The organism is Duganella aceris (assembly GCF_011090165.1).
In the GTDB taxonomy this organism is placed as follows: domain Bacteria; phylum Pseudomonadota; class Gammaproteobacteria; order Burkholderiales; family Burkholderiaceae_D; genus Rugamonas; species Rugamonas aceris.
In genome coordinates this window covers 219455-233252 of the sequence record NZ_JAADJT010000012.1, presented here as the reverse complement: position 1 = coordinate 233252, position 13798 = coordinate 219455, and the positions used below count along the sequence as shown (strand labels likewise).

11 protein-coding genes are annotated in these 13798 nt (G+C 64.5%); 4 read left to right on the top strand and 7 right to left on the bottom strand.

The window, feature by feature from the left end:
* The first annotated feature begins 39 nt into the window (after positions 1 to 39).
* Positions 40 to 1716 carry an electron transfer flavoprotein-ubiquinone oxidoreductase gene (locus tag GW587_RS24655; RefSeq protein WP_207393626.1) on the top strand — a complete coding sequence of 559 codons (1677 nt, stop codon included), beginning with the start codon at positions 40 to 42 and terminating at the stop codon, positions 1714 to 1716.
* On the opposite strand, the gene GW587_RS24650 is transcribed toward GW587_RS24655, so the two are convergent.
* Complete coding sequence (locus GW587_RS24650; protein WP_166107544.1) at positions 1697 to 3916, bottom strand: tetratricopeptide repeat protein; 2220 nt, start codon at positions 3914 to 3916, stop codon at positions 1697 to 1699. The genes GW587_RS24655 and GW587_RS24650 overlap by 20 nt on opposite strands.
* A 262-nt stretch (positions 3917 to 4178) precedes the next feature.
* Between GW587_RS24650 and GW587_RS24645 the strand changes: the two genes are divergently transcribed.
* The 3 genes from GW587_RS24645 to GW587_RS24635 all read left to right on the top strand — a co-directional run bounded on the left by GW587_RS24645 (position 4179) and on the right by GW587_RS24635 (position 8367).
* A complete protein-coding gene (locus GW587_RS24645) occupies positions 4179 to 5066 on the top strand; it encodes a flagellin N-terminal helical domain-containing protein (protein ID WP_166107543.1) in 888 nt (295 codons plus the stop codon).
* Between the two features lie 114 nt (positions 5067 to 5180).
* Positions 5181 to 6137, top strand: a complete 957-nt coding sequence (locus tag GW587_RS24640) for a hypothetical protein (protein WP_166107542.1) — start codon at positions 5181 to 5183, stop codon at positions 6135 to 6137.
* Between the two features lie 22 nt (positions 6138 to 6159).
* Complete coding sequence (locus GW587_RS24635; RefSeq protein WP_166107541.1) at positions 6160 to 8367, top strand: tetratricopeptide repeat protein; 2208 nt, start codon at positions 6160 to 6162, stop codon at positions 8365 to 8367.
* Here GW587_RS24635 and GW587_RS24630 read toward each other — a convergent pair.
* From GW587_RS24630 to GW587_RS24605, 6 genes are read right to left on the bottom strand one after another with little or no spacing between them, the layout of a single operon-like run.
* On the bottom strand, positions 8364 to 10451 hold the full coding sequence (locus tag GW587_RS24630) for a flagellar biosynthesis protein FlhA (RefSeq protein WP_166107540.1): 2088 nt from the start codon (positions 10449 to 10451) through the stop codon (positions 8364 to 8366). The genes GW587_RS24635 and GW587_RS24630 overlap by 4 nt on opposite strands.
* Entirely contained in the window at positions 10448 to 11587 is a 1140-nt protein-coding gene (locus GW587_RS24625) for an EscU/YscU/HrcU family type III secretion system export apparatus switch protein (protein ID WP_166107539.1), read from the bottom strand. The genes GW587_RS24630 and GW587_RS24625 overlap by 4 nt, the downstream gene beginning before the upstream one ends.
* Positions 11580 to 12374 carry a flagellar biosynthetic protein FliR gene (locus GW587_RS24620; protein ID WP_166107538.1) on the bottom strand — a complete coding sequence of 265 codons (795 nt, stop codon included), beginning with the start codon at positions 12372 to 12374 and terminating at the stop codon, positions 11580 to 11582. The genes GW587_RS24625 and GW587_RS24620 overlap by 8 nt, the downstream gene beginning before the upstream one ends.
* 10 nt (positions 12375 to 12384) lie before the next feature.
* On the bottom strand, positions 12385 to 12657 hold the full coding sequence (locus GW587_RS24615; RefSeq protein WP_166107537.1) for a flagellar biosynthetic protein FliQ: 273 nt from the start codon (positions 12655 to 12657) through the stop codon (positions 12385 to 12387).
* 13 nt (positions 12658 to 12670) lie between these two features.
* The gene (fliP, locus tag GW587_RS24610; protein ID WP_166107536.1) at positions 12671 to 13429 is read right to left on the bottom strand and encodes a flagellar type III secretion system pore protein FliP; all 759 of its coding nucleotides are present in this window, start codon (positions 13427 to 13429) and stop codon (positions 12671 to 12673) included.
* Complete coding sequence (locus tag GW587_RS24605; protein ID WP_207393631.1) at positions 13426 to 13797, bottom strand: FliM/FliN family flagellar motor switch protein; 372 nt, start codon at positions 13795 to 13797, stop codon at positions 13426 to 13428. Before GW587_RS24605 ends, fliP begins: the two co-directional genes overlap by 4 nt.
* Between the last annotated feature and the right edge of the window lies 1 nt (position 13798).

The following is a 13798-nucleotide window of genomic DNA, read 5'->3' as shown; positions in this document are numbered from 1 at the left end:
AATTTTTTTCCTCCTTATTGATTACTATAAGAACAGACCATGACACAGCCACAAAATCTAGTAGAACAGTACGGCCCGCGCGACGCGATGGAGTATGACGTCGTGATCGTCGGCGGCGGCCCGGCGGGCTTGTCGGCGGCGATCAAGATCAAGCAGCTGGCGGCCGAAAAGGGCCAGGAAGTGTCCGTCGTCGTGCTGGAAAAAGGCGGCGAGCTGGGCGCGCACATCCTGTCCGGCGCGGTGATGGACCCGAAGGCGCTGACCGAGCTGATTCCGGACTGGAAGGCCAAAGGCGCGCCGCTGAACACCGAAGTCAGCGAAGACCGCATGCTGTTCCTGACCGAGACCAAGGCCATCAAGACGCCGAACTTCGCGCTGCCGGCCTGCTTCCAGAACCACGGCAACTACGTGATCTCGCTGGGCAACGTGGTGCGCTGGCTGGGCCAGCAGGCCGAGGCGCTGGGCGTCGAGGTGTTCCCCGGCTTCGCCGCGGCCGAGGTGCTGTACAACGACGACGGCTCCGTCAAGGGCGTCGCCACCGGCAATATGGGCGTCAAGCGCGACGGCGAAGCCGGCTCGGACTTCCAGCTGGGTATGGAATTGCACGGCAAGTACACGCTGTTCGCCGAGGGCGCGCGCGGCCACCTGGGCAAGCAGCTGATCGCCAAGTACGACCTGAACAAGGGCAAGGATCCGCAGTCGTACGCCATCGGCATCAAGGAACTGTGGGAAATCGATCCGGCCAAGCACCAGCCCGGCCTGGTGATCCACACCGCCGGCTGGCCGCTGCCGAGCGACACCTATGGCGGTTCCTTCCTGTATCACCTGGAGAACAACCAGGTCATGGTCGGCTACATCGTCGGCCTGAACTATGAGAATCCGTATCTGTCGCCGTACGAGGAATTCCAGCGCTACAAGACCCACCCAGCCATCAAGACCTTCTTCGAAGGCGGCAAGCGCATTTCCTACGGCGCGCGCGCCATCACCGCCGGCGGCCTGCAATCGCTGCCGAAGCTGGTGTTCCCGGGCGGCGCGCTGATCGGCTGCGAGGCCGGCTTCCTCAACATGAGCCGCATCAAGGGCAGCCACGCCGCGATCAAGTCCGGCATGCTGGCGGCCGAGGCGGCGTTCGAGGCGCTCGGCGCCGGCCGTCAGCACGATGAGCTGGCCGGCTTCCCGGCCGCGTTCGAGAAATCGTGGCTGCATGAAGAGCTGCACGTGGCGCGCAACGTCAAGCAATGGCTGAACAAGGGTCTGTATCTGGGCGCGCTGATGACCGGCGTCGACCAGATCGTGTTCCGTGGCAAAGCGCCTTGGACCTTGCACCACAGTCACGCCGACCACGAATGCCTGAAGCCGGCGTCGCAGTTCCAGCCGATCAGCTATCCGAAGCCGGACGGCAAGCTGACCTTCGACCGCCTGTCGTCGGTGTTCATCTCCAACACCAACCATGCCGAAGACCAGCCGATCCACTTGACGCTGAAGAACCCGAGCGTGCCGGTGGACGTCAACCTGGCCCAGTACGCCGGTCCGGAAGCGCGCTACTGTCCGGCCGGGGTCTACGAATTCGTCAAGACCGACGAAGGCGCCGACCGCCTGCAGATCAATGCGCAGAACTGCGTGCACTGCAAGACCTGCGATATCAAGGATCCGACTCAGAACATCGTCTGGGTCACGCCGGAAGGCGGCGGCGGTCCTAACTATCCAAATATGTAATCAGGTCGGCAGCCACCGCCTCGACCACCGGCGCCCAGTCGCCGCGCTGGGCCTGGCGGTACAGGGTCGCGCTCGGATACCACGGACTCGACGCGCCCTGCTCCAGCCAGCGCCATTCGAACGGCGCCTGCAACAGGATCCACACCGGCCGCCCCAGCGCGCCGGCCAGATGGGCCACGCTGGTATCGACCGTGACCACCACATCCATTAGCTGGCACAGGGCGGCGGTGTCGGTGAAATCATTCAGCAGACCGGCAAATTGCCGCACCGGCATCGCGTCCAGCAGCGCCTGGTCGGACGGACGAACTTCCTTTTGCAAACTGACGAACTCGTATCGGTCGGAGAAGATCCGGGCGAACATCGGCAGCGCCATGCTGCGGTTGCGGTCGTTCAGGTGGCTGGGATGGCCGGCCCAGACGATGCCGACACGCGGCTTGCTCTTCGCGCCCAGCGTCTCCGCCCATTGCGCCAGCTTGGCCGGATCGCTCGCCAGGTACGGGGACGCGCCGGGAACCGAGTCCAGCCGGGTGTCGAACGCCAGCGGCAGGCTCATCAACGGAATGTGGTAATCGAAGCGCGGCAGTGGCTCGCCCTTGTCCACGATCCGGGTCACGCCCTCCAGCGTGCCCAGCAATCCGGCCAGCGCCGGCTTCACCTCCAATATGACGCTGGCGCCTCGCTGCGCCACCAGCGCCGCATAGCGGCAGAATTGCAGCGTATCCCCCAACCCCTGCTCGGCGTGCAGCAGGATGGTTTTGCCCTTGAGCGGCTCGCGCCCGGTCCATGTGGGCTGGGTGAAATTGCGCTTGGCCTTGTAAAACGGCAAAGTCTCCGCCTTCCAGCGCCATTCGTAATCGCGCCAGCCTTTTTGGTAATCGCCCTGCCGCAAGTACACCAGCGAACGGTTCCAGCGCGCCGGCGCGCAGTTTTTGTCCAGCGCGATGGCCTTATCGTAGTTCGCCAACGCCAGCTCGGGATGGCCCATTTGGTCCAGCACGCTGCCAAGATTGGTGTAGCCGCCCGGGTGGCGCGGCTCCAGGCGCACCACCGTTTCATACGCTTGCCGCGCCGCCTCGTATTGCCACATGGCGCGCAGGATCGCGCCACGGGTCAGATGATAGTCGCCGCTGTCCGGCTTCAGCGCGAGCGCGCGATCGATGCTGACCAGCGCCTCCTCGCCCCGGCCGTCGGCGTTGAGCATGCGCGCGTGCAGTTGCCAGGCGCCGGCGTCGCCGTCGTCGAGCGCCAACAAGGCGGCGAACGCGCGCGCCGCGGATCGCGGACGGCCCAGTTCCTGCAATTGCTTGCCCAGCTTGCGGTGGGCGTCGATCAGTTCGCGCCGCAGCTTGTTCGCGACCGCCTCGTCGCGGGCCGCCGCGTCCGCCCGGTTCAGCTTGCGCAGGATGGCCGCGCGCTGGCGGTAGGCGTCGGCCAGGCGCGGATCGAGGCTGATCGCGGTGTCGAAACAGTGCAGCGCGTCCTCGAACAGCTCGCGCGACAGCAGCAAGCGCCCAAGGTTGTGGTGCGCGTCCGCGTAGTCCGGGAACAGTTCCAGCGCGCGGCCATAGCTTTGCGCCGCCTCGTCCGGGCGATCCATGGCCAGCAGAATGGTGCCGCGAAGGTTGAACGCCTCGACGTTGTGCGGATTGACGGCCAGCGCCTGCTCCACGCTGTCCAGCGCCGCCGCGTACTGTTTGGTTTGCCTGAGGGACAGCGCGCGGTTGTGCCAGGCTTGATCGTCGCCGGCGTTGAGTGCCAGCGCCTGGTCGAAGCTGCGCAGCGCATCCTCGTGCCGTTGCAGCGCCTGCAAAGCGACGCCACGGTTGAAACAGGTGTTCGCGTCGGCCTCGTTCAATGCCAGCGCCCGGTCGAAGCTTTGCAACGCTTCTTCCAGGTGTTGCATTTCACGCAAGGCATTTCCCAGATCGCCATGGACAGCGGCCGCGTCCGGCTCGACCGCGAGCGCCGAGCGCATGAAGCCGGCCGCCATCTCGAAGTTGCCAATCTGAAAAGCCGCAATGCCGACGTGATGCAGCGCGGCGAAATGCCGGGGCGCCAGTTTCAGCACCTGTTCGTAGGTTTGCATCGCCCTGGCCAATTCGCCCTGGTTGTGAAACGCGACGCCTTGGCCGAACAGCGCTTCGGCCTCGGCCGGAACCGCCTCCGCGCCTGAGAGGTTGGAAGTGTGTGGACTCGCCATATTTATTGCCATTTTGAAATGAAATCTCGAAGCTATATATAAGCATAACCTAGCCCAAGGGAAAGTTATTCCGTAAGTCATCAAATCAATCTACAATTAGACGTCGCATGCCGAATTCACGGCGTAAAGAGTGCCGGTTACAAATAATTTTCATAAATTTCCATAAAGCATTTAATGTCCTCCCAGATACGGTCGTCTTGTACTGGGGAGAGCACAAACGATTCGTTGCTCCGAACTGAATCCACCTACCAGGAGTTATTTCATGCTGAGCCTTCACACCAACGCCGCGGCCCTTTCCGCACAGAACTCGATCTCCCGCACCCAATCGTCGCTGTCGACTTCGCAGACGCGCCTGAGCACCGGCTTCCGTGTCAATTCGGCCATGGACGACGCCGCAGGCCTGCAGATCGCAACCCGTCTGAAATACCAAACCAGCGGCATGGCCGTTGCAATGCGTAACACCCAGAATTCGATCTCGCTGATGCAAACCGGCGAAGGCGCACTGGACGAGACCACCGCCATCCTGATCCGCATGAAGGATCTGGCCACCCAGGCAGCCGACGGTTCGTCGAACGCCAACGACCAAACCTCGATGCAGTCGGAATTCGACGCGCTGACCAACGAATTGACCAACATCGTCGGTAACACCACCTTCGGCGGCCAGAAACTGTTCGCCACCGGCGGCTCCACGACCTCGACCTTCCAGAACGCCAGCCTGACCTTCCAGATCGGCGCGTCGACCAGCGAAACCCTGAAATTCGACGTGACCAGCCAAGTGAGCGCCATGCACGCCGCGATCACCGCCGCCGCAGCGAACTACAGTGATGCCGGCAGCGCATCGACCACGACCGGCACCGAACTGACCGGCGGCGGCGCAAACAGCGCCATCGACCTGATCGCCAGCGCGATCGACGCCGTATCGACCGTGCGTTCGACCCTGGGCGCGACCTCGAACCGTCTGGAACACGTCTACAACAACTTGTCCAACGTCTCGACCAACACCAAGGCTGCGGAAGGCCGCATCATGGACACCGACTTCGCTGCGGAATCGTCGAATATGACATCGCAACAGATGCTGCTGCAAGCCGGTACCGCGATGCTGAAGCAGTCGAACAGCACTTCGTCGCTGGTTATGTCCCTGCTGCAGTAATAATCGCAGTATCATCCGGATACGAAGCTATCCGGATTACCAAGGGCCAACCGGATACGTTTCGGTTGGCTTTTTTTATATCAGCAAGCTCAGCAAGACTGGAAACCCAGCCTGATGGCCTTAGACCGTATCGGACCTTCCCTACGCCCGCTGGGCGTCCCGGACCGGCAGCCCGCGCAGCAGCCGGGACAGGTCGCGCGCGTACCGGGCGAAGCGCTGCTGGATGTCGATTTCCCGGTCGGCCCGCTGGCGCCGGGCGGCGCCCATGGCGCCACCGGTCCCGGCTCGGTCGGCCCCATCCCCGGCGAGGCGGAGGCCCACGCCCTGCCGCGCGCCGGACTGGAAGCGCTGGCCGACGCGCTGGCCGACATGCCGAAGGCCTCCGATCCGGCGGCGATGCGCGCCAACCAGGTGTTCCTGTCGCGCCAGCTGGTCTGGCAACCGCCCGACACCAGCATGATGGCCGCCTCCTGGCAAGTGATGGTGCGCACCTACAGCGAACAGCGCGCCGCCTGGCTGGAACAGGCCACCGGCCAACACATTCCGTCCAGCCTGTTCATGAGCGACCAGATTCCCGCCGGCAGCCGCGACGGCCGCCCCGGCCTGCCGATGGTGACCGAGATGGAACCATGGCGCTTCGCCGTCTACGCCTGGGGCGCCAAGCGCCTGGTGTTGCGGGTGGTGGTCAAGGACGACGACGAATACGAACGCAACCGCCGCAAGCGCAGCCGCGTCGCGCTGCGGCTGGAATTGATGCTGCCCGCCGTGGGCCGGGTGCTGATCCAGATCGAGCCAGCCGGCGGCAACGGCGTGGTGATGGAAGTCGCCGCCGCCCAGACCTCGGCCATGCAGCACATGCGCGAAATCCTGCCGCAGCTGGCGGCCACCGTCAGCCGCGCCGGCCTGACCATCTTGCGCTGCCGCCTGCGGCGCGAGCTGCCGCCGTCGAGCGGCGAACACCCCTACCCCAGCCGCATGCAGGCGGCTGGCCTGACCCAGGCCATCTTCCGCGCCATGGCCGAAGTGGCGACCTTGTTGTCGCAGCCGGCCATGCCCGACGACCTGCAATAATTGCTCCTTATTCTTTTTTTCTATGGCCACCACATCCAACGTCGACCAGTTGTTCGCGCAAGCGATTCAGTTCCACAACGAGGGCAAGCTAGCTCAGGCCCTGCAAGTCTATGAACATGTGTTGCGGCTCGAACCCCAGCATTTCGACGCCCTGCACAACACCGGCATCGCCGCCTTCCAGAGCGGCAATTTCGAAGTGGCGGCCAGCTTCTTCCGTTCCGCGCTGAAGCTCGACCCCGATCATGCCGACGCCCACAACAACCTGGGCAACGCGCTGCGCGAGATGCAGCTGATGGAGGACGCGCTGCGCAGCTACGACCGCGCGCTGGCGCTGACTGGCGGCGACGCCAACACCCATTTCAACCGCGCCGTGACGCTGCAGTCCCTGATGCGCGCCGACGAAGCGCTGCAAAGCTACGACAAGGCGCTGGCGCTGGACGCCAACGACGACCAGGCCTGGAGCAACCGCTCGACCCTGCTCTGGCAAGCCAAGCAATACGACCTGGCGCGCATCAACGCGGAGCAGGCGCTCGCGCTCAACCCGCACAACATCGAAGCGCACAATAATTGCGGCAATATCTTGCAGGACCTGGGGCAAGCCGAGCAGGCCGAGGAAAGCTACCGGCAGGCGCTGGCGCTGCTGCCGGAGTACGCCGACGCGCATTACAATCTGGGCCGCCTGCTGCTGGCCGAAGCGCGCCATGCGGAAGCGCTGCACAGCCTGGACCAGGCGGTCAGCCTGCATCCCCAGTTCGTGCAAGCCCACCGCCAGCGCGCGCTGGCGCTGCGCCGGCTGGACCGGCCCGATGACGCGCAACGCGCCGAGGACGACGCGTCGGCGCTGCAACGCCAGCTGACCGCCGCCTACCGCCAGCGCGGCCAGGAACTGGAACAGCTGGGACACTACGAATCCGCCGCCGCGCTGTACGCCACCGCGCTGGAATTGGACGGCGGCGACGCCGAGCTGCGGCAGCTGCACGCGCGCGCGCTGGCCAACACGCGGCAACGCGAAGAAATACTGACCGGACTACGCCAGGCGCTCGAACTGAAAATGGAGCGCGCCGCGCGCCATGCGCCACCGGAGCTGGTGCAAAGCATGAACCCGGCGGAAGATTACGAAAAGGCGCGCATCGCGCTCGAGAAGCTGACCAAGATGGCGCCCGCCAATCCGCGCGCCTACGTCAACCTCGGCAGCATCCTGACCAGGCTCGGTTTGACGGACCAGGCGATGGCCAACTACGAACGCGTGCTCGCGCTCGATCCCGACTCTGCGCTGGCCCACTGGAATCGCGGCTTGCTGCTGCTGGGCCGGGGCGACTATGAACGCGGCTGGCAAGGTTACGAATACCGCTGGAAGGCGAAAGATCTGCCGCTGTCCAAATACAAGCGCAACTTCCTCAAGCCGCAGTGGACCGGACGCGAGTCGCTCAAAGGCAAAACCATTCTGCTGCACGCCGAACAGGGGCTGGGCGACGCCATGCAGTTCTGCCGTTACGCGACCCTGGTCAAGCAACGCGGCGCCCGCGTGGTGCTGGAGATGTTCCCCAGCCTGGTGCCGCTGATGGCGTCGCTGCAAGGCGTGGATCAGATCGTGCCGAGCAAAAGCCCGCTGCCGCACTTCGACTATCACATTCCGCTGTTGAGCCTGCCGCTTGCGTTCAATACCCGGATCGACAGCATCCCGACCGCGACCTCGTATCTGGCCAGCGATCCGGCCAAGCGCGAACAATGGAGTCAGGTGCTCGGCAGCAAAACCCGCCAGCGCATCGGCGTCGTGTGGAGCGGCAACGTCACGCACGGCAACGACCACAATCGCACGTTGCCGCTGTCCGTGCTGGCGCCGTTGCTGACGGAAAAGCACGAGTTCATCTGTCTGCAAAAAGACATCCGGTTGGAGGACAAGGAGTTGCTGGACACGCTGCCGATCCGCCAGGTCAGCCATCTGCTGAACGACTTCAGCGACACCGCCGCGCTGTGCGACCTGATGGACGTGGTGATCACGGTCGACACCAGCGTGGCCCACCTGGCCGGCGCGCTGGGCAAGCCGGTGTGGGTGATGCTGCCGACGCCGTTCGAATGGCGCTGGCTGGAACACGGCGAAACCAGTCCGTGGTATCCGACCGCGACGCTGTACCGCCAGGAACGCATCGGCGACTGGCGCCCGGTGATCGACGCCGTGGAAGCCAGCCTGAATCAACTGCCGGCCACTGCCGACGGCGGCCCCGCCTAGCCCACCGTGCCGATGATGCTCACTTCGCGGTTTTCCGGGATCTCGTTGTAAGACAACACGTGCAGGCCCGGCGCGAACAGGCGCGCGTAGCGCGCCAGCAGCGGCCGGATCTGCGGCAGCACCAGCAGCAGCGGCGGCGTCGCCTGCTGCTTCATCTGCTCGCGCGCGACCGGCATGTTGACCTGCAATTGCGCCAGCAGGTGCGGGTCGATCGGATAATTGTCCAGCACCACCTTGCCGCTCTGGCGCGCCTGGTTCAATGAACCCAGCAGCATATTCTCCAGGTCGCCGCCCAGGTTGAAGGCCTGCATCTCGGTCTTCTGCCCGAACAGCCCGGTGACGATCTGCCGCCGCAAGGCGCAACGCACCTCGGCCGCCAGCAGGATCGGGTCCTTGGTGGTCTCGGAACTGTCGACCAGCGTGGTGGCGATCGGTACGATGTCCTTCAGCGACACGTTCTCCGCCAGCAGCACGCGGAACACGCGCAGCATCTGCGTGTGCGTCAGCGCCTTGTCCAGCGAACCGGCCAGTTTAGGCGACAGCGACGCCAGCCGCTCCATCAGCGCCGGCACGTCCTCATGGCGGAACAACTCCGGCAGGTATTCGCGGATCAGCTTGGACAAATGGGTGGCGATCGCGCTCGGCGCCTCGACCACTTGGTAACCCAGGCCCAGCGCGTTGGCCTTCTCGCTGGTCTCGATCCAGGTCACCGGCATGCCGTAGGCCGGCTCGATGCCGGGGATGCCGTCGATCTGGCCGTAGATGTTGGGCGACGGGATCGCCATCAGCCGGTCGGCGAACACTTCCGCCTGCGCCACCACGCTGCCCGACAACATCACCGAATACTGCGACGGCTTCAGCCCCAGATCGTCGCGCACCACGATGGTCGGCAGCAGCAGCCCCATCGATTCCGAGATGCTCTGCCGCACGCCCTTGACGCGCTTGGTCAGCGGCTCGCCGTGCGCCTTGTCGATCAGCGCCACCAGCTTGTAGCCCAGCGCCACCTGCAGCTGCTGCACCGCCGGCAGGCTGTGCCAGTCGAGGTCGGGTGCGCGGTCGTCGCGCAGCGCGGCCTCGATCGCGTCGAGATTGGCGGTGTCGGGCTTGGCGACCTTGGTCAGCAGCTTCCAGCCGACATACGCCAGCACCGCCGCGAACGGACCGAACATCTGCCATGGCATGCCCGGCACCAGCGCCAGGATCAGCATCATGCCGGCCGCGCTCAGCATCACCTGCGGCGAGGTCAGCACCTGGCTGCCCACCTGCTGTTCGAAGTCGCCAGAATCCGAGATCCGGGTGACCAGGATCGCGGCGGCGGCCGACAGCAGCAGCGCCGGGATCTGCGCCACCAGGCCGTCACCGATGGTCAGCAGCGCGTATTGCTTGAAGGCGTCGCCGAACGACATGTCCTGCATGATCGAACCGATGGCGACACCGCCGACCATGTTGATGATCAAAATCAGGATGCTGGCGACCGCGTCGCCGCGCACGAACTTGGAGGCGCCGTCCATGGCGCCGTAGAAATCCGCCTCGGCGGCCACGTCCTGGCGACGCGCCTGGGCTTTTTCCTGGTTGATCAGGCCGGCGTTGAGGTCGGCGTCGATCGCCATCTGCTTGCCCGGCAAGGCGTCCAGCGTGAAGCGCGCCGACACCTCGGAAATCCGCTCCGCGCCCTTGGTCACCACCATGAAGTTGATGATCATCAGGATCACGAACACCACGATACCGACCACGTAGTTGCCGCCGATGACGACCTTGCCGAAGGCCTCGATCACCTGGCCGGCGGCGGCTGTGCCCTCATGGCCGTGCAGCAGCACCACCCGGGTCGACGCCACGTTCAGCGTCAGCCGCATCATGGTGGTGGCCAGGATCACCGTCGGGAACACCGAGAAATCCAGCGGCCGGCGCGCCGACACCGAGACCAGGATCACGATCAGCGCCAGCACGATGTTGAACGTGAACATCACGTCCAGCAGCACCGGCGGCAACGGCAGGATGATCATCGCCAGGATCACCAGCAGGAACGCCGGCGTGGCGAACTTGTGGCGACGCGCTTCCGCCACCAGCCTGTTCAGAAAATTCATGTCTCGCTAACCTCGCTCATCGATTTGGGCACTACAACTTCTTTTGGATAATCCGGCTGGGCGGCGCGGCGCCCGGTGCGGAAGGCTTGCAACTGCAGCACATAGTTCAGCACCTGCGACACCGCCTGGTACAGCTGCACCGGGATCTGCTGGTTGACCTGGCTGGTGTTGTAGACGGCGCGCGCCAGCGGCGCCAGCTCCATCACTTCGATCTTGAATTCGACCGCGATCTGGCGGATGTACAGCGCCATCTCGTCGACGCCCTTGGCGATCACGTACGGCGCCTCGGCCTTGGCCAGGTCGTACTTCAGCGCCACCGCGTAGTGTTCCGGGTTGACGATCACCACGTCGGCGGTCGGCACCGTCTTGCGCGCGCTGCGCCGCGCCATCGCCCGCTGCAGCTGGCGGATGCGGTTCTTCACCTCCGGCCGGCCCTCGGAGGACTTGTGCTCCTCCTTCTGGTCCTGCTTCGACATGCGCTGGTTCTTGGCGAAGAAATACGCCTGCGCCGGCACGTCGATCAAGGCGAAGATGATAAACACCGCCACCAGCGACATCAAGCCGTCCAGCATCAGATTCGAGCCCGACATCAGCGCCTGCCCCATCGGCAGGTTCTGCAACTGGGTGTAGTCTTTCACGGTCGAGCGCGCCACGTGGATCAGCACCGCGATCAGCACCCCGGCCTTGCCGATCGACACCAGCAGCTCGAACGCGTGCTTGCCGGTGAACAGCTTGCCCAGGTTGGCGACCGGGCTCATGCGTGAAAACTTGGGCGCCATGTTCTTGGTGCTGGCGACCCAGCCGCCCGGCACCATCGCGCCCAGCACGATGAACAGCGGCACCACGAACAGCGGCAGCAGCATCTTGATCAGCAGCCACATCGAGTTGCTGAACGCGGTCGACATGGCGTTGTCGATCGCGCCGTCGCTGTCGAACGGGGCGAAGCTTTGATGGAAGATCTCGTTGAATTCGGCCATGTAGGTCGGCAGCAGGTAGACGAACAGCTTCAGGCTGACCAGGATGCCGATCGCGGTCGACAGGTCGCGCGAACGGACCACCTGCCCTTCTTCGCGCGACTTCTTCAGCTTCTGTTGTGAAGCCTTTTCTGTTTTGTCGCCGGTGCTCGATTCAGCCATGGGCCGCCACCTGCATCTGCTGGCGGATCAGTTCCAGCACCATATTGGTCATGCGCACATAGTGCTCGGGAATGAAGCGCACCACCTGCGCCAGCATCATCAGGCCGAAGATGGTGATCACCGAAAAGCCCAGCGCGAACAGGTTCAGGCTGGGCGCGACGCGGTTGAGGAAGCCGAAGCCGATCTGCACCACCAGCGTCGAGAACACCACCGGCAGCGCCAGCAGCATCGCCGCCGAGAAGATCCAGGCCACGTTGTAGGCGACCGCCTCCAGCAGCATCGGGCCGTAGCCGTGGCCCAGCGGCCAGGCCTTGAAGCTCTGGCCGATCACGTTGGCGATCACCAGGTGGCCGTCGATGGCGAAGAACACCATGATCGCCAGCGTCGACAGCAACGCCGACACCACGTCCGACGATTGCCCGTTCATCGGATCGTTCATCACCGCCATCGACATCCCCATCTGCGACGACACCATGAAGCCGAGCACGCCGATCACCGACATGGCGAAGTGGAAGGCCAGCCCCAGCACGAAGCCAATGATGGCCTGCTCCAGCGTCGCCACCACGCCGTGCAGCGAAAACGGATTGATCGCCGCCGGGCCCCAGTCGACGCCGCTGGTCAGCGGCAGCATCAGCACCGCCAGCACCAGCGCGATCAGGATCCGCACCGTGACCGGCGTGACCGCCTCGCCCAGCACCGGGGCGCCGATGAACATCGCCAGGATGCGGCAGAACGGCCACCAGATCGCGGTCAGCATCGGCAGCAATTGGGCGAGGACGGATTCCATGGCGGAAAGGCTAGCCGACCAGGGTGGCGGCGCGGGTAAAGATGGAGACGCAGAAGTCCATCAGGTAGGTCGCCATCCAGCGCCCCATCAGGATGATGGCCAGCAGCGTCACCAGCAATCTGGGCAGGAAACTCAGCGTCTGTTCGTTGATCTGCGTGGCGGCCTGCACCAGCGCCACCAGCAAGCCCATGATCAGGCCGGGCACCACCAGGATCACCACCAGCAGCATCACGATGTGCAGCGATTCGACCACCAGGTCGACCGCGATTTCGGGCGTCAGCATGCGTGCTTTCCTTTCAGTACGCCTGCACGCTGGTGACCAGCGTGTTGACGGTCAGCGTCCAGCCGTCGACCAGCACGAACAGCAGCAGCTTGAACGGCAGCGAAATGACCAGCGGCGACAGCATCATCATCCCCATCGCCATCAGCACCGACGAGACCACCAGGTCGATCACCAGGAAGGGAATGAACAGCATGCAGCCGATCTGGAACGCGGTCTTCAGTTCGGACAGCACGAACGCCGCCAGCTTGACGGTGAAGGCGTGCTCGGACGGGGTGGCGATCTTGTCCTCGCCGGCCAGGTGCGAGATCTGTTGCAGCGCGGCCTTGCTGGTCTGCGCCAGCATGAAGCGCGAGATCGGCTTCTCGGCGATCTGCAGCGCGGTCTCCAGCCCGATCTTGTCCTGGTCGTAGGGGATGAAGGCGTCGGTCCAGATCTGCTCGCCGATCGGGCGCATCACCAGCAGGGTCAGGATCAGCGCCACCCCGGTGATGACCCGGTTCGGCAGGCCCTGCTGCAAGCCCAGCGCCTGGCGCAGCAGCGACAGCACGATCACGAAACGGGTGAAGCTGGTCATCATCATGACCATCACCGGGAGCAAGCCCAGCAAGGTCATGATGATCAGGATTTGCATCTTGACCGTCAGTTCGGTCTTCGCGCCCGGCACCACGTTGGCCAGCAGGTCGACCGCGTGGGCCGGCGCCGCCGCCAGCGCCAGCAGCAGCGCGGCCAGCGGCATGCCCCACCACAGGCGGCGCTTCATCCCCCAGGTCATGGAGTCATCATGTCCAGATTGAGACCGTCCAGGTCGATCACTTTGAGGCCGTAGTTTTCGCCGGCCACCACCACTTCGGCGCGGCCGATGGCGGTGCCGTTGACCTTGATCACCAGCGGTTCGCCGGCCAGCACGTCGAGTTCGACCACGCTGTCCGGGCCGATCGCCATCAGGTCCTGCAGCGAGATGCGGGCCGAACCGACTTCCAGCGTCAGCGTCACCGGGATCTTGCGCATCATCGCCGGCAGGTCGCGGCGCGGCGCGGCGGCCGGCACGTCGGTCAGCTCGGTGCCGACCTGGTCGATGATCATCTCTTCGGACAGGTCGTCCAGCAGGGCATCGCTAGGGTTGGCTACGTTCATGTTCATC